Annotated in this window: 20 protein-coding genes and 2 pseudogenes; 2 read left to right on the forward strand and 20 right to left on the reverse strand. The window is 57.5% G+C overall.

Annotated elements, in window-relative coordinates:
- Positions 1-391 precede the first annotated feature (391 nt).
- The 8 genes and pseudogenes from HU230_RS27580 to HU230_RS27615 form a co-directional block, all read right to left on the reverse strand.
- Positions 392-866, reverse strand: a pseudogene (locus tag HU230_RS27580) (Rieske (2Fe-2S) protein).
- Complete coding sequence (locus HU230_RS27585) at positions 863-1084, reverse strand: hypothetical protein (protein ID WP_176529050.1); 222 nt, start codon at positions 1082-1084, stop codon at positions 863-865. Before HU230_RS27585 ends, HU230_RS27580 begins: the two are co-directional and overlap by 4 nt.
- A gap of 342 nt (positions 1085-1426) precedes the next feature.
- Positions 1427-2620, reverse strand: a complete 1194-nt coding sequence (locus HU230_RS27590; RefSeq protein WP_176529049.1) for a DegT/DnrJ/EryC1/StrS family aminotransferase — start codon at positions 2618-2620, stop codon at positions 1427-1429.
- A gap of 15 nt (positions 2621-2635) precedes the next feature.
- Entirely contained in the window at positions 2636-2896 is a 261-nt protein-coding gene (locus tag HU230_RS27595) for a hypothetical protein (protein ID WP_173643904.1), read from the reverse strand.
- 32 nt (positions 2897-2928) lie between these two features.
- Positions 2929-3288, reverse strand: a complete 360-nt coding sequence (locus HU230_RS27600) for a DUF3024 domain-containing protein (protein ID WP_176529048.1) — start codon at positions 3286-3288, stop codon at positions 2929-2931.
- A 15-nt stretch (positions 3289-3303) separates the two neighbouring features.
- Positions 3304-3544, reverse strand: a pseudogene (locus HU230_RS27605) (nitrogen fixation protein NifZ).
- Complete coding sequence (locus HU230_RS27610) at positions 3541-3861, reverse strand: nitrogen fixation protein NifZ (RefSeq protein WP_176529047.1); 321 nt, start codon at positions 3859-3861, stop codon at positions 3541-3543. The pseudogene HU230_RS27605 and the gene HU230_RS27610 overlap by 4 nt, the downstream one beginning before the upstream one ends.
- Positions 3858-4394 (reverse strand): hypothetical protein, encoded by a 537-nt coding sequence (locus HU230_RS27615; RefSeq protein ID WP_176529046.1) that lies wholly within the window; start codon positions 4392-4394, stop codon positions 3858-3860. Before HU230_RS27615 ends, HU230_RS27610 begins: the two co-directional genes overlap by 4 nt.
- 74 nt (positions 4395-4468) lie before the next feature.
- On the opposite strand from HU230_RS27615, the gene HU230_RS27620 reads away from it, so the two are divergent.
- A complete protein-coding gene (locus HU230_RS27620) occupies positions 4469-4732 on the forward strand; it encodes a hypothetical protein (RefSeq protein WP_176529045.1) in 264 nt (87 codons plus the stop codon).
- Here HU230_RS27620 and HU230_RS27625 read toward each other — a convergent pair.
- From HU230_RS27625 to HU230_RS27650, 6 genes are all read right to left on the reverse strand, one after another.
- The gene (locus HU230_RS27625; RefSeq protein WP_029084666.1) at positions 4729-4953 is read right to left on the reverse strand and encodes a 4Fe-4S binding protein; all 225 of its coding nucleotides are present in this window, start codon (positions 4951-4953) and stop codon (positions 4729-4731) included. The genes HU230_RS27620 and HU230_RS27625 overlap by 4 nt on opposite strands.
- Positions 4954-4964: 11 nt before the next feature.
- The gene (gene nifB / locus HU230_RS27630) at positions 4965-6518 is read right to left on the reverse strand and encodes a nitrogenase cofactor biosynthesis protein NifB (RefSeq protein WP_176529044.1); all 1554 of its coding nucleotides are present in this window, start codon (positions 6516-6518) and stop codon (positions 4965-4967) included.
- A gap of 760 nt (positions 6519-7278) precedes the next feature.
- A complete protein-coding gene (gene nifT, locus HU230_RS27635; protein WP_166073478.1) occupies positions 7279-7503 on the reverse strand; it encodes a putative nitrogen fixation protein NifT in 225 nt (74 codons plus the stop codon).
- Entirely contained in the window at positions 7500-8693 is a 1194-nt protein-coding gene (gene nifS, locus HU230_RS27640; protein WP_420840808.1) for a cysteine desulfurase NifS, read from the reverse strand. Before nifS ends, nifT begins: the two co-directional genes overlap by 4 nt.
- An 11-nt stretch (positions 8694-8704) precedes the next feature.
- Complete coding sequence (locus tag HU230_RS27645) at positions 8705-8995, reverse strand: NifU family protein (protein ID WP_176529042.1); 291 nt, start codon at positions 8993-8995, stop codon at positions 8705-8707.
- A 19-nt stretch (positions 8996-9014) separates the two neighbouring features.
- On the reverse strand, positions 9015-9335 hold the full coding sequence (locus tag HU230_RS27650; RefSeq protein ID WP_173643898.1) for a HesB/IscA family protein: 321 nt from the start codon (positions 9333-9335) through the stop codon (positions 9015-9017).
- A gap of 272 nt (positions 9336-9607) precedes the next feature.
- On the opposite strand from HU230_RS27650, the gene HU230_RS27655 reads away from it, so the two are divergent.
- Positions 9608-10213 carry a hypothetical protein gene (locus tag HU230_RS27655; RefSeq protein ID WP_176529041.1) on the forward strand — a complete coding sequence of 202 codons (606 nt, stop codon included), beginning with the start codon at positions 9608-9610 and terminating at the stop codon, positions 10211-10213.
- A gap of 9 nt (positions 10214-10222) precedes the next feature.
- On the opposite strand, the gene HU230_RS27660 is transcribed toward HU230_RS27655, so the two are convergent.
- From HU230_RS27660 to HU230_RS27685, 6 genes are all read right to left on the reverse strand, one after another.
- Positions 10223-10618: a Rieske (2Fe-2S) protein gene (locus HU230_RS27660; RefSeq protein ID WP_176529040.1), complete on the reverse strand. Its 396-nt coding sequence runs from the start codon at positions 10616-10618 to the stop codon at positions 10223-10225.
- A gap of 645 nt (positions 10619-11263) precedes the next feature.
- Positions 11264-12115 (reverse strand): host specificity protein, encoded by an 852-nt coding sequence (locus HU230_RS27665; protein ID WP_224496567.1) that lies wholly within the window; start codon positions 12113-12115, stop codon positions 11264-11266.
- Positions 12116-12580: 465 nt separating this feature from the next.
- Positions 12581-13534: an IS481 family transposase gene (locus tag HU230_RS27670; protein ID WP_176529039.1), complete on the reverse strand. Its 954-nt coding sequence runs from the start codon at positions 13532-13534 to the stop codon at positions 12581-12583.
- Between the two features lie 96 nt (positions 13535-13630).
- Positions 13631-13930 carry a ferredoxin III, nif-specific gene (gene fdxB, locus HU230_RS27675; protein ID WP_176529038.1) on the reverse strand — a complete coding sequence of 100 codons (300 nt, stop codon included), beginning with the start codon at positions 13928-13930 and terminating at the stop codon, positions 13631-13633.
- A gap of 13 nt (positions 13931-13943) precedes the next feature.
- Positions 13944-14144, reverse strand: a complete 201-nt coding sequence (locus HU230_RS27680) for a CCE_0567 family metalloprotein (protein WP_166073365.1) — start codon at positions 14142-14144, stop codon at positions 13944-13946.
- 8 nt (positions 14145-14152) lie between these two features.
- On the reverse strand, positions 14153-14611 hold the full coding sequence (locus HU230_RS27685; protein WP_176529037.1) for a NifX-associated nitrogen fixation protein: 459 nt from the start codon (positions 14609-14611) through the stop codon (positions 14153-14155).

Raw genomic sequence — 14611 nt, forward strand, 5'->3', positions numbered from 1 at the left:
GAACATCGGATACAGGATCGTCATTTCTCTGCTCAAACGCTCCTGTCAGTCTAGGTCTCCCCATTCTTCCAGCCCAGACGGTGCCCTCGGTGGGCTTGCAGCCGCCGAGGGCATTTCTTTCTCGAACCTATTGTCATCCACCGGCAGCCAGAAGCGGTTCTTGCATGCCAGGTCCATTTGGTGAGTTAGCGCCAGAGCCCTTCCTTCGTGCCACGGAGATCGCCGGGTGCATGACCGGGATCCGGATGCGTGCCACTGAACTTGCGGGTTCAAAACGTTCTGCTCTTACAAGTTCAAAAAGCGACGACACGCACCTGCGCCAACGCTCACAAGGCTTTATCCGGCGCCAAACGCCTAAGGCAACTCGAGCAATAGCTAAGCGATGCAGCTGTTAATCGGGGTGGATCATAACATCAATGGTTTCGCCGCTGTCCTCGAATAGGTCGGCACGCCGATCATCCGCCAGCAGCTTGACGCCGCACAGGCAGACGTCACCATCTATCACGGTGAGTGCGACCGGCTCGAGCGCTTGTCCGTTGCAGGGCCCATCGAATGCATACCCCAGTGTCGACCTCGAATCTCGCACCATGCCGTCCGCATCTGAGAATGGAGCGATCTGGAGAGAAAAACTCGCCGGAGCCGATGTTGAGCCAGGCACTGTCATGCGGACAACGGTTGACATACCCGAAATAATCGTTCCCGAAAGTGCGCACCACAATAATTAGAAGCGGCCGGCACTCGCCGCTAGCATCGATCCGCGACAGGCTAAAGCCCTTTGCGCCAGTCCGCTCGATAGCATCAGCGGGACATACGGCGAATACCTCGATCTGATCGCTCAGCAGGTTGCCCATTATACCTTCGCTCATTCCCGCCTCGTGGTTTCCTGCTTGAAGGTTTCGATCGCGGTCCGCGTCAGTCGAAAAACACCACGACCACGAGCGATCGGGCGATAGCTTGAGCTGGCACGGGCGTTAAGGACATCAAACCATTGGTTCGGCGTGAGCTTCGCCGGGCGCTCGCTGATTTGCACCACCCTCCCGTTCGGAGCGAAGCGGACGTGAACAATGACCTGTTGCGAGTTCACAGCAATTCCCTACTGGTCAACCTAAAGACCCGAACCGAAACTGAGGATCTGGATTTATGACGTGCTCGGTTCCGAGGCCCTGGCGCGGGCCTGGACCCTCTGGTCGGAGACGGCGCCTTCGCTACTTTGCCAGTGTTTTGCACGATCGCTGTCGGAGAGCATTTCTCTTCCGGGATTTCGGACGAAGATGTGGAATCCGGCCTTCCTCCATATTCGTCGGGGTGGCGATCTGCGCGCAAATGCCGCCACAGACGGCCCGCCCTCGCGTTGCTGGTCTAGCTCAATGGCAGCGGCTCATCGCAACTCAACCTATTGTTCCTTCAGTCGTGGATGACCAGCATCTTAGTAGATCGCTGCACCCGCGCCCACATTGATCGACGCCTCTTTCGTGGTTTCGGCGATAAATTCGACCTTGTCGTTCGTGAGATGGGTGTGAAACGGCAGCGCCAGGGCGCGATCGGCGATCTTTTCCGCAACCGGGAAATCGCCCCGCCGATAGCCGAGATCAAAATAGTGACGTTGCAAATGCAATGGATGGCTATAGGCGGCGGATTCAATCTTGGCGGCACGCAGATCATCGACAATGGCGTCACGGCCGGATCGCGTGAAGCGCATCCCTAGATGGACGAGATAGAGCATCCAGTTCACCTCGGTCACATGGGGGCCAACGTAAGGCGGTTTGATGCCTTCAAATGATTGCATATGCGCGTTGTAGAGCTGCTCGACCAACCGGCGACGCTCCAGGCTTTCGTTGAGACGCTTGAGCTGTGCCAACCCCAAAGCCGCGGTGAGATCGCTCATACGAGCCTGGTAAGGTGCGGTGGCACTGACGACAACGGAGGAGCGCTCGTCCAGTCGATGGGCGCAATACCGACGCAAGCTAACCGCGATATCGATATCATCGGTCACGACCATGGCGCCTTCGCCGCAACTTATGGCCAGGGGCTGAGCAAAGTCGAATACCGCCAGGTCGCCAAACCTGCCGACGAGCTCGCCCTTATAGCTCGATCCGATCGCCTCGGTGGAATCCTCCAAAAGCGGTAGCTGATCGCGTTGGGCAATCGCACGCAATTCCGACCATGGCGCCCGATGACCGTTGGAATTGCTGGCGACAATCGCCCGCGTGTTTGCCGTGATGCGTTCCTCGGCCTTTGCTGGGACCAATGTTGCCGACCAATAGTCGATGTCGGAAAATACCACCCGTACGCCTGCGAGACTGATGGCATGGACCGTCTCGCGAAAGGAATAGGGCGAGGCGATGACTTCCTGCCCTGATTCGATCCCGAGCGCCTTGAGCGCAAGCAGGAGCCCGATGGTGTCGCTTGATACGGCAACGGCATATTTGCGGCCAAGATACGCTACGAAAGCGTGCTCGAACGCCTCAGTGGTCAGCCCATTGGAGATTTGCGGTGAACATAGCAATGTTTCCACGGCAGAGAGCTCGGCTAAGGTGATATCGGGATCGGACAGTGGAATAAAGGATGGATTTGCCTCAACACTATCCGCGCTATCCAGCGGGGTGCGCTGCGAGTTCAATGCAGCTCACCGCCCTCAATTCCTTTTCGCCAGTACAATGCCGGTCGCCCGTGTCGGATCGGCCGTAATCCGCACGCAGTGATCCGAGCCATCTAGCAAATGCAGGTCGAAATGAGGAAACTGCCGGAACGGCTGGTCCGCTACATCCGACGCATCGCAACGTACCCAGGCAAGCTGCGGGAAGCGGCGCGGCAGCTCGACAAAGGAGCCAGTATCGGCGCCATCGTCCGCAAGCAGCTGCTCGATTTCGATCAATTCCTCCGCACTGAGCGCCATCGTGGCTCTTTATGGCTCGTCAAGTTCGTTCGTCATTGCCAGAACAGACGTTCCGGATCGGTGTTCAATTCGTCGATTGCTGAAGTCAGACGGTGGTTAAGGCTGTAGAACTCCCAGATTCCCTTTGCGTGGTTCTTGCAAAACAGCTTCCAGATCCCACCCACGGCATCATAAAGAATCAAGGCAACATCAATCAGACCGCCATCCTTATCGATATTGCGCGAGCAACAGGCGCTCTCGATGAGATAGCCACCCCTCACCGGCGTCACGTTCGGTGAAACATACAGATAACGCTTGCGCGAACTCAAGCCGCGCTCGATCCGCTTGCGATCGAGTTCGTTCGGGTGAGGAATCAGCCCCGTCTTTACCTTCCTCATCAGCGCGGCATTCATCGCGAACTCCCTCCTTCAAAGCACTGTGATCTCTTCTTCTAGACAGCCGATGAGCAGGCGTTCACCGAAATCGACAGTATTTATCGGCACGTTCGCTTGGTTATGGATAGCCACCCTGATGATCTCGCCGGTCGCTCCGGCGCCGAGCAAGCACTCCTCGGGCTCCGTATTGGGACAAAGAGCCGTCGTTGATGAGGTCGACGACGGCTTTAACGCGCTGGCCCCAGCGATACCTCGAAAAGCGGAACTCACTCATGACACAGCCTCTTCCGGCAATGGCAGATCATCGGTCTCCTCGCACGTGTCCACCGACTCAAGCTCCTTGCGCTTCATGCCAACTCGGTAGCCCGTTTCCAGAAACTCGACCCCGTAAATGAAGAATTGCTGCAGGAACGTGCCGATCGAGACGACGTAACCCACCTCTCCCTTCGTGACCAGAATGTCGCCAACCTGCTTGCCGGGATAGGTGCCATCATTGCGGATGGTGCGATTGGATCGTACCTTTTCGCCAAAGCTGAAGACAGGCGGCCCGCTGAGCTCGACGACGTCGCTGTCGCGAACGATGTTGCTCATGCGCCTCTCCCAAGCGGACATGCAGGCATGCCCGAGCCATCGCAGGCGAGGTCCCGCATCACTTCGCCCTCACCTCCGGCGCGATTTGTCAATTCAATATCTGAGATGCAGCTCGCCGCTTCTAGGTAAACCTGCCGATCAGGGCCGTGCCGTAGAGCAGTTGGCGCCTCTGGCAAGGGCGATCGCGCGATCTCGAACTCCACCGAGGCATCTGGGCCGCTCACTACGGCTGGCAACCACTGATAGGGAACATCGCGCGCCACCATGTCGCAGAACTCGACGTCCGTATCACTCATCAGCTGACCGAGCAGCTGCGGCGCGATGCGGCGCGCCTCGATCATCAATGCGGCGGCGCGGTCCGAGGTGAGCGCACGCGCTTCGACTACATGTTGGTTTGCAACCTCGTCAAGATGATCGAACAGCCGTGCCTGCCGCAGCCGAGCCTCGGTCGCGCCGGGGAGATCATCGCCGGTCGGCGTGGACAAGATCAGCGCTCTCTGGCTGCCGGACGGCGGGTTGGCTGTTAAGTTCATCGGCAGCTGTGCTCTTGGGTGTGCGCCGTCACGCTCCGCCGCGAAGCGCCTGGTCCAACCAATGATGGACTGGCGTGCGCAGCAGCATCAGTCACATCGACGATGACAGCACCGCCTGGAAGGCGGCTGCCGGCGTCGAGAAACGTCGTTGGAGCGCTGCACGGGACGAATTGTCCACAGCGTTCTTTCTGCTCGCGGGCAGCGGCCAATCCAGAGCAGCCGCCGTTTCTGAGAAAGGCCCGAACCTCGGCGCCTACGGCGCCGCTAACGCGCAGTACGACGCTTTGGACGCTTTCAGCAGCAGCTCTTGGCATTCTGATCATGGGCTAATTCTTTAGGATGGCGCCTGGTAACGCGGCAAGGAGGTGTCAATGACGCAGGTGCCGTCGACGGGACAAGCCGCGACACATTGTGGCTCATCGAAATGACCGATGCATTCGGTGCATTTCGCCGGTTCAATGACGAAGCGCCCCGCGCTCTCCGAGATCGCAACATTTGGGCACAACGGTTCGCAGGCTGAGCAGCTCGTACACTGCGAGGCAATGATCTTGAATGGCACATACGCCCCCTTTACCCCGCAGAGATCAGGGACCCACACCGAATGTCGGCGTCACCTCGCTGGGCATGCTGGATTTCTCCGCGTTTTACCTTCTCGAGATAGGACCTGAACCAAGCGATCGCCGACTTCTCTATGAACTCATGCGCGTATCGATCGACCGGTTCGATTCCGGCGCTGATCAGATTGCTCTTCGGGCAACCGCCGATCTTGGCCACGAACACCGCATGGCAGTCATTTACGCTTCGGATGATGGTCGAAAGCCTCTCCCCCTCGCCATAGCCGCCCTGGCAGTAGACATCCACGCGCCGGTGGCCGACGAATTTGGCGCCGGATGTGGAAATTTCGTACACCTGAAACTCTTTTGCATGTCCAAAGTGCTCGTTGATCAGCCCCGAGCCTTTGGTTGCAACCGCGACCAGAACGGTGATTTCGCTCATCTCGCCGGCGAACTCCGCGAGGCCCGCTCGGCTGGCCGCGACTTTGGCGGCACGCTCAGCCTCTACCTTTTCTTGATAAGCTTTGCGCATCTCGGGGTCATATTTGACATCCATTTTCATGACTCGGTCGATGTTGAACTCGCTTCCGCGATCCGCTCCGACCAGACCCACCGCATCGGCGCGGCACTGACGGCAATGCCGCATCATGTTTACCCCTCCCTCACAAGCATCCTGCAGTGCCTTCAGTGCCTGAGCCGTCGGACCTCGTTGACCGTTGAGGCCGAATACTGTGCCGTACTCGGGCGCCGAGATCAGCGGCATGATATTGTGAAGGAAGGCTCCGCGCGACTTCACCGCCTTGTTGACCTCGACAAGGTGATGGTCATTGATATGCGGGATCATTACCGAGTTGACCTTGCATAGGATACCCCGCTCGCTAAGCATCTCGAGACCCTGTAGCTGACGATCGGTGAGTATCCTTGCCGCGTCGATGCCAACGTAACGCCTGTGGCTGAAGAAGATCCACGGATAGATCTTTGCGCCGATTTCAGGATCGATCGTGTTAATGGTGATGGTGACGTGCTCGATCTTGGACTTGGCGATGGTGTCAACATAGTCCGGCAGGGCCAATCCGTTGGTCGACAGACACAGCTTGATGTCGGGAGCCGCCTTGGCGACCAGGTCGAACGTCTTGAATGTTTTTTCTGGATTGGCCAACGGATCGCCGGGACCAGCGATGCCAAGCACAGTCGTCTGCGGAATGATGGTCGCGACCGCGAGCACTTTTTTCACCGCCTGCTCGGGGGTAAGCTTCTCGCTCACCACGCCCGGACGCGATTCATTGGCGCAATCATATTTGCGGTTGCAGTAGTTGCACTGGATGTTGCAGGCCGGAGCCACCGCGACATGCATACGGGCGTAGTGATGATGTGCCCCTTCGCTGTAGCAGGGATGCTTCTTCACCTTTTCCCAAATCTCGGCCGGCAGTTCGCCGTGGGCCGCCCGTGAGCGGCAGCTCGCCTGGCCTGTGTTGACCGACGTGCCGCAGCCCCTGTGCTCGGCGGTGGGCCGCATCATCTTGTCCAATGAACCTTCGACATATCTGCCGTGCCCAACGACCGCGTTCATTTTCATCTCCCCGTGCAGGCATCATCGGCTTTCCAAGACCAATCCTGAGAACGCCTCATGAGGGGAGTAGCAACTCACATGCCATAGCGGAAACGGTGACGTTGCAGCCCTACTTAAACAGTCAGCGGTAATGATCGATATTGATACTAGAATAGCAACGAAGCGCATGTTGGAAATGCGGCAGGTACGTCGTGATTCAGACACAGAGATCCGTGGATGGTGCATTCATACTCGCGCTAGGCGCCGGGATCCTTGCTCTATCTGCATGGTTTTGCGCGCTGCTGCCGGCCACAAATGGGTCGATACTTCTGGCGATCCGACGTCACAGCGCCGTTAATTGATGAGCATTATCCCCAACGCGCGAGCGAGCCAAATCGGTGTCAGGCCTTGCTTGAGCTGAACACGGCGCTCATTGCATTGAGAAGACGCTCGGATCGACGATTGCATCGTGGTATCGGCAGGAACGCCTGATGATCTTCGCCGCATTGCTTCGCAATAGCGATAGTTGAAGCGAGAGCAAGAAAGCTCCGTTCGGTCCGCCTTTCCTTGATGGCGTCTGGCAACTGAACCACGATGCTGCCATAGCGAGCAGCCGCCAAGAGCTTCCTGATCTCTGGCTGCAATATGTCGAGGCACTGATCGGAATCGAGATCGAGACACCGAAGCCCGGCAACGATACTATCGACCTCCTGGCCAAGCAGGTCAGCGAAACGATATTAGCAATTCTCTCCAATGCCGATGTAGAAGATTGGGCTCATGTTCATGGATCTTTCCCGTTCTCGCCCCGTTTTTTGGCATTGATTGTGATCGGCAATGGTGTGTCGCTCGCCATCTCGGGTAAATCGAGCACCCAGCCATTAGCTATCTTGATCCAGCCGCCCCAGAGCGACTCGTACTCAGATTCCACGATCGGCTCTTCGAGATCCTTTTTTGGCACGTAGATCGACAGGCCCGCGTCCGACGAGCGGCGGATCATGATTTTCACAAGCGCAACTCCCTCGACTGTGACGCATAGCTGGGCGGAGCGCCAGACTCCCGCGAGGTGGCACGCAAGCGAGCAACAATGTCTGACAGAGCGCACACGACCTCGTCAACCTCCGCGACGGTGGTTTCACGAGAGAGAGAAAAGCGCACCGCGCCGCGCATCCTCCACGCCGGCACCTGCATGGCGCGCAGAACGTGCGACGGCACCATTGAGCCGGAGCTGCAGGCTGATCCGAGCGACACGGCAATGCCCGCACGATTGAGATGATGGACGACTGCTTCGCCTTCGAGATGATCGAAAGCGATATTGGCTGTGTTCGCTAACCGGTTGTTGACATCGCCGAGCGCAAAGCATTCGCCATTATGTAAGATCCCCTGCTCCAGACGGTCGCGCAATGCACCAATGCGAACGCGCTCCGGCTCGAGCCGCTCCACAGCAAGCTCCGCAGCCCTTCCAAGACCGACGATGCCGGGAATATTTTCCGTTCCGCCGCGGCGCCGCCTTTCCTGTGATCCGCCCCAGATCAGGGGTCGGAATTTTGTCCCTTTGCGCAGGTAGAGCGCGCCCATTCCTTTGGGACCGTGCAATTTGTGTGCGGACAGCGACAACATATCGATCGCACTGTCCCTTAGGTCGACGCGCAGCTTGCCTATGGCCTGGACCGCATCGGTATGGAACAGTGCGCCCGCCTCACGTGCCAAGCCGGCTAAAAACTCCACGGGAAAAATGGTGCCGGTCTCGTTGTTCGCCCACATAATCGAGGCGATCGCTGTGCGTGGCCCGAGCGCGCAGCGAAAGGCCTCGACGTCAAGCCAGCCGTGGGCATCTACGGGTATGATATGCGTCTTGACACCTCTTGTCGCCAGTTGCTCGACCAGCGCAAGCACGGCGGAATGCTCAACCGAGGTCGTGACAATCTCGTCGCGACCATCTTGGGTGGCAAGCGCAGAAAGAATGGCGGCATTATTGGCCTCGGTTCCACCGGAGGTAAAAACGATTTCATGATCGTAGGCATTCCCTAGCAAAGCCTGCAAGCTACGCCGCGCCTGCTTCAGCGCGGCCGCGGCCTCACCGCCAAAGGCGTGGGCCGAGGAGGCATTTCCGAACTGCTCGGTAAAGAACGGCAACATGGCTTGCACGACGGATGGATCGGTCCGCGTCGTCGCATTGTTGTCTAGATAAACCGGCATTTGATCCCCATTCAATCCCGCGTCTTACCTGCAACAACAACCGTGATCAGGCGGACGAATTCGACGAGCCTGTCGGCCAGCTGCACTTGAACGCCTTCCAGCGTCATCCTCAAGAGCTTAAAGAGCGCGCAGGCACGGGTTGCGCCTACCATGATCTTGCTGCCATCAATTCCAATCAACTGATAGTTGGCGCCACTGCGTTGCAGATTGGCACGGATCTCCTCAATTACAGCGGGGATGCGTCCCGCTCGGCCGGTCGAGATCGCCGTCAATTGCCTCAGTTGTTCGGGTTCCGCCAGCATGTTTTGACGCCTTTTCTTATCAGCTGAACGATTTGCCGCAGGAGCAGCTCGAAGTGGCGTTTGGGTTATTAAAAGTGAAGCCTGGGCTCTCCAGCGCCATCACGAAATCGATGGTTGTGCCGACCAGATGGTCATGGCTCTTGTTGTGGACAAACACCTTCACACCATCACACTCGATCACCGTGTCGTCAGGCTTCGGCTCCTCGGCCAGACCCATCATGTATTTGAGTCCGTTGCAGCCGCCTGCCTCGACCATAATGCGCAGCCCGCTTGCTGGCTGCGCCGATGACGACATTGCGCCCCTGACCGCATTCACCGCGCTATCCGTTAGCTTGATCATGGCCTCTCTCAACCGCTTAGCTTTGCCTGCTGAAGGGCAAGTCATGTGCCAGCGAGAGGACGCTTGATGATGCTTACCTTTCCGGATCGCACCTGTTGGCTTTTGAACTCGTGTCGGATTTCTTTCAAAGCCACTTGAGGCAATCGCAGCCCACTTACGCCTTTCTTATCTAAGATACGCCGAAGGCCGCCACGCATGCGACGGCAAGCAATTTGCATTGCATTCGCACCGGCCAAGTCGTCGGTGAGGAGCTCAGATCGAGGACGATTTTAATGACTGCAATCGAAAACACCGCACTCGGCAGACTTGAGAAGGAGGGTCGCCTGCTCAATGCCGTACTCAAAGGCGGGACCACCAAGCCGGGCCGGTTCGGCTTTCGCGGCGATGTCGCACTGAAATTCCAGACCCAGGTCGCCGACGAGAAGCGACCGCCGGACTATTCCATCGAGCAGGTTCTAACGATCGCGCAGGAAGGAAAACGCACTATTCCGGTGCTGGCAGGGTATCTGCATTCCTTCGCGTATCTGGCTGACGTCGCAGCCGTCCTTGACGGCGCCTTAAGCCCGAATGGCAGCTATTTCATATTCTGCAACAACATAGATTTGCTGGCGAAATACCGAATCAAGCTCGGTGATGTTACCTTCCACGTCTTACCGTGTGACGAATCCACCGTTTGGAAGGAGATGATGGACCTGGTCGGAGTCAGCAAGGACGACATCAAGAAGCTCGATGCGGGCGGCAAGCTTGATTACCTGCTCGATGCGGCAAACGACATCGAGCGGTCCGATCTTGAGCTATCCTATGACGAGATCTCGTACGAAGACGGGCTGAAGAGGATGGAACCCGTGAAAAACCGTAACGAAAACCGGCCGGTCTGAACGCAGCCTTCATTCGTTGGGAAGCGCATCGTCTTCGACAAGAGGCATACCGACGACACAGATATCACCATCCAGAACCGTCAACGCAATCGGCGTGAGCGCGCCACCCTTACATGGACCTTCGACGCACCGTCCCGTGGCGAGCTCGAAGGTCGATCCGTGCTTGCCGCACATCAGCCGGATGCCGTATGGATCCAGGAATTCGTTCCAGTTCCAGTCCAGATTGACGCTGTTGTGCGGGCATTTATTGGCATAACCAAACACCTGCTTGCCCCACCGCACTACAACGATAGACCACGGCCGGTGACCGCCCTCGTCATCGACGACCAGCAGATGGAAACCCATGGCCCGGCGGCTTGGAATGTCGTTAATGCCACAAATCGCATAGATTGCATCTGGCTGCATTCATTGCTCGTTTATTGCAGGACGCTCTTCATTTCGCGGGACGATCAAACATGCAAGAACCGTAGGAGAGCCAGAACCGCTCGGCTTTCTGACGATCCGACCTTAATGCTTCGTCAGTGCAGCGCAGCTGATGGCGCAGGTGCACGATTGGGTCAGCTCCGCGCGAGCATCGAGGATTATTGCCTACTCCCTGCCCATTCGCAGCTGCAACTTTCGCGCGCCAACTTCTCCGACACCTTACTGAACTAAGCGCAGTGGTTGCTCACTGATCGCCACAGCCTTTCCACTTGCGCCAACTAGACCAAATGACGCTGCGAATTGTGTCGCGATCGTCACCTTGGCATATAGTTTGATCCGAAGCCTCCTTGAGCACATACCGCCCTCAACCCGCTCATATCATGACGCGCCGTTGCATTGGCTACACGATTGGGGCGCGGATTCGTACTCGATCTTCGTTGCACCGATTCCAGCTGCACGGCCCGCAAGCGCGAGAATATCATTACTTTCTGAATAGGATAGGCAGGCGAATGGGGCCGCACGCTGCTAACGAACGCCCCCCTCGTTTAACGCTAGGACCTTCGCGGCGACGCGTCCATTCACGAAACAGCCGTCATTTCCTGCCCAAGTCTCTTTATTGCGGCTGTTCTACTCCATGCGCAATCCTTCGAGAGCTTGCTCCAAGTAGAATGACGGATCATCATCTGAAGAGGCCGCTTCGGCACTTTCGACACTTGCTTCAGAAGCGGTGTCACTATCCTCGACCTTAGTAAGATACTTCGTAGGTTTGTCTACTCGCTGCCACTCGTTGCTCTCGTTTTTCGTCCACACTTCGGGATGCTGGTTAGGATCAAGCGCCCAATAATTACGCCCCATGTGAACAAAACCCATTTCGGCCAGACGAGGTTCCATGCCCTCCAAGCCAGGACGTGACAAGACCAAGGGATGGTCGCCGTCCTGTCGCAGTTGATGCTCCAGCAGAATATCGCCCGCGTTCTCGACCAACGGATGAGTAACCCGAAGGTCAACCACGGACGTGATATCATTGCGTCCAAACTGTTGCCGAAACTGCTCCCCCTTGATTCGAGCCGGCCCACCTGCTCTTAAAAGCCCGACAGTTTCGTCACCCAACTGATAGCTGTAGAATCGTGCTGGCTTGCTTGGATCATCGTAAGTGTGGAGGTAGCTTCCAGCAACCATTCCTGCGCGCCGAGCCTTCCCGGACACGAAATCCGAGTACTCTTCTGGGTTACTGGCGATGTGCCTGATGTCACCGCCCAAAAATCTCCTCACTCCCTCCGTGAAGGAAGATCGATCGATCTCTATGATCGGCGGATCGGAAGCCAGAGAGTATGGCGTCGTTGTCACCGACGACGACGCACCGGGCTCCATGCCGGCAACTGTGTCCGCAAATCGCGGGCTCTCTCCCTCATCTCCAGACTCATCAACGTGGCTGGCGCTTCCAGACTGGCTGGACGATCCGACGATTCTGCCATACATCAGATTCGCTCTCCTCTCGGCACAATTACTCGCTGTATGAGCTCGTGCCGCACGAGCTCTGCGGAGGATGATATACAGGTTAGCTGACCATAACCTGACGCATAGGCAGCCAATTTAGGCTCTTCCAATCCTCAAGGGAGCAGGCAATCAAATAAAGACGGTACCGTTTACCCGAGGAGCGTGCTCCCTCATCTGGATCAGCATTGCGCAATGCGTTATGACCTGAATCGCAATACACCTGCACGAAACGCTGACCCCACTGCTAAGAGACTGATCTTCGAGACGGTGTTGTCACCCAAGGGTATGCGCTTGCCTTGCCGATCAAACAGTCTTAGCTGCAACGTCTCCGCTCGCTGTGTCTTAATAACCGAAGCCGTCAGAACATGCGGGTCTGATCTTCTTCGCAGATCAAGTGATCAACAATGGATCTATTCCATTGCAAATATAGCGCCTGCCGCAAGCGGGCTAGGTGTGGAATCTCAACAGGTCGTCCATCGGAAGGCCGAGGCGGCTGATGGGCGGTTTGGCTTGCAGACTACCGTGGGGGCGAAGCCAGTTGTAGTGATGAAGCCAGATTGGCAGGTTTTTGGCCCGCAGGTCTGAGGTGTCGTAGGCGCGAACGTAGGCCCACTCGCGGAGCGCGGTCTGGATGAAGCGTTCGGCCTTGCCGTTGGTTTGCGGTCTGTAGGGTCTGGTGAAGATGTGCTTGAGGCCGAGCTTCCTGCACGCTCTGGCGAAGGCCTTGGCGCGGTAGCAGGAGCCGTTGTCGGTCATGATGCCGGTGACCTTCATGCCGAGGCTGCGGTAGTAGGTGACAGTCTCCTTGAGGAAGGCGATGGCACTCTCCTTTTTTTGATCCCGCCGGATCTGGGAGAAGGCCAAGCGCGATGTATCGTCGATCGCTACGTGGACGAACTCGTGGCCGGCGCCGCGGCTTTCGCCCTTCTGGCGATCGTGGGTGATGCGGTGGCCTGGTCTTACGAACCTGCCGAGCTTCTTAATGTCGATATGGATGAGCTCGCCGGGCTGCTCGCGCTCATACCGGCGCACCGGCTCCGCAGGCTCCAGATCGCGTAGCCGGCTTAATCCCAAGCGACGAAGGATGCGGCTGACAGTGGCCGGCGACACCGCGACCTCGGCTGCGATCTGCTTGCCGGTGTGGCGCCGCCGGCGCAACGTCTCGACGGCGGCGCGCGTGGCAGGCGGGGTTTGGCTTGGCGATGAATGAGGTCGCGACGAGCGGTCGCGCAAACCATCGACACCTTCTGCGCGGAACCGCTTGACCCATTTGGCCACCGTTTTCGGTGTCGTGTTAAACTGATCCGCCGCGGCGGCCTGGCTCAACCCGCCCTCGACCACGCCCCGCACCATCGCCTCTCGACCTTTGGGCGTCAAAGGCGCATTCTTGTGGACGTTCATCTGGTCTCTCCTTGAAACGCTGAAGCTTCGCAACCTCAGCTTCCTCGGTTCAGACCAGATGGACAACCTCCTGAGACACCAAAGCTAGGCCACCGGTCAGGCAGCTTCGGCTGGGGCTGAAACATGGACCTGGCAATTGGCCGGACACACCCTGGCGCACGCGCCGCAGCCGATGCAGGCGCCCTGATCATTCAGAACCATGATCTTCTTTTCGATCTCATCGTCCTCGTCATCGTCAAGATCAACAAGTTCGCCGTCCTCGCTGATTCCCTTCAACGCCATGACACCTCGGCCACACACCTTGAAACAGCGGCCACAGCCGATGCATTTTTTGGCGTCAATCGACATCAGGTAGTCTGGCGTCCAGTCGCGGCCATCGCGCGCTGTAAATGACATGAGTCGGCCCCTCTTAAGTATTTTCCAACGCCTTCAAATCATGGTTTCTGCGCTCAAGTTCGGCATAGGCATCGTGCGCCTTCTGCGCAAACACCATGATCGAGGTCCAGTTGATGGGCAATTCCTCCGAAAGGTCGTGCAGATCCATTTTGGCTTGTAGCGCTTTGGCCGATAGCTTCTTTATTTCAGCCTTCAGTGTTTCACGTTCGCTCATCGGGATCCTCAATAGTTCGCCACGTCCGGAAACTTCCGTATTAGGTCGATTCCCTCCCTGACATATTTGCCTCCCTCTTGCGCGAGCTTTGCGAGGCTATCGAACCCGAAGCGATGCACATTACGCAGCCGCTTGTTCACGGCGATCAGCCGGCCTCCGATCAGCACGATGCGGCCAAATCCTTCATGATGCAGCTTCAAGATCGGCTGGATCATCACACCGGCTTCCCTCTCGACCGCGAGCGCGTTGAAGAACAGTTCCAGCCGCCACAGCGTATCGGGGCCAGGATCACCGACAATCGGCAACGCACGCCGCTTTTCCTTGTCCAAGACATAGGGCTCGAGAAGGTCGAGATCGCTCTTGGCCTTCCAGGCTCCCGTGGTGTCCTGAGCGCGCCAAATCTTTACTAGCTCCTTGATGAACAGCGCATCGGCGGAGCTGTCCTGCTGCTCTATTTCTGCTGTCAT

Source organism: Bradyrhizobium quebecense, from assembly GCF_013373795.3.
Lineage (GTDB): Bacteria > Pseudomonadota > Alphaproteobacteria > Rhizobiales > Xanthobacteraceae > Bradyrhizobium > Bradyrhizobium quebecense.

What these genes read in the sequence shown, in the direction of transcription:
- HU230_RS27595 (WP_173643904.1), bottom strand. Translation starts at nt 2,896, where the DNA reads ATGGCGCTCAGTGCGGAGGAATTGATCGAAATCGAGCAGCTGCTTGCG.
- HU230_RS27600 (WP_176529048.1), bottom strand. Translation starts at nt 3,288, where the DNA reads ATGAATGCCGCGCTGATGAGGAAGGTAAAGACGGGGCTGATTCCTCAC.
- HU230_RS27610 (WP_176529047.1), bottom strand. Translation starts at nt 3,861, where the DNA reads ATGAGCAACATCGTTCGCGACAGCGACGTCGTCGAGCTCAGCGGGCCG.
- HU230_RS27615 (WP_176529046.1), bottom strand. Translation starts at nt 4,394, where the DNA reads ATGAACTTAACAGCCAACCCGCCGTCCGGCAGCCAGAGAGCGCTGATC.
- nifB (WP_176529044.1), bottom strand. Translation starts at nt 6,518, where the DNA reads ATGAACGCGGTCGTTGGGCACGGCAGATATGTCGAAGGTTCATTGGAC.
- nifS (WP_420840808.1), bottom strand. Translation starts at nt 8,693, where the DNA reads ATGCCGGTTTATCTAGACAACAATGCGACGACGCGGACCGATCCATCC.
- HU230_RS27645 (WP_176529042.1), bottom strand. Translation starts at nt 8,995, where the DNA reads ATGCTGGCGGAACCCGAACAACTGAGGCAATTGACGGCGATCTCGACC.
- HU230_RS27650 (WP_173643898.1), bottom strand. Translation starts at nt 9,335, where the DNA reads ATGATCAAGCTAACGGATAGCGCGGTGAATGCGGTCAGGGGCGCAATG.
- HU230_RS27655 (WP_176529041.1), top strand. Translation starts at nt 9,608, where the DNA reads ATGACTGCAATCGAAAACACCGCACTCGGCAGACTTGAGAAGGAGGGT.
- HU230_RS27660 (WP_176529040.1), bottom strand. Translation starts at nt 10,618, where the DNA reads ATGCAGCCAGATGCAATCTATGCGATTTGTGGCATTAACGACATTCCA.
- HU230_RS27665 (WP_224496567.1), bottom strand. Translation starts at nt 12,115, where the DNA reads ATGTATGGCAGAATCGTCGGATCGTCCAGCCAGTCTGGAAGCGCCAGC.
- HU230_RS27670 (WP_176529039.1), bottom strand. Translation starts at nt 13,534, where the DNA reads ATGAACGTCCACAAGAATGCGCCTTTGACGCCCAAAGGTCGAGAGGCG.
- fdxB (WP_176529038.1), bottom strand. Translation starts at nt 13,930, where the DNA reads ATGTCATTTACAGCGCGCGATGGCCGCGACTGGACGCCAGACTACCTG.
- HU230_RS27680 (WP_166073365.1), bottom strand. Translation starts at nt 14,144, where the DNA reads ATGAGCGAACGTGAAACACTGAAGGCTGAAATAAAGAAGCTATCGGCC.
- HU230_RS27685 (WP_176529037.1), bottom strand. Translation starts at nt 14,611, where the DNA reads ATGACAGCAGAAATAGAGCAGCAGGACAGCTCCGCCGATGCGCTGTTC.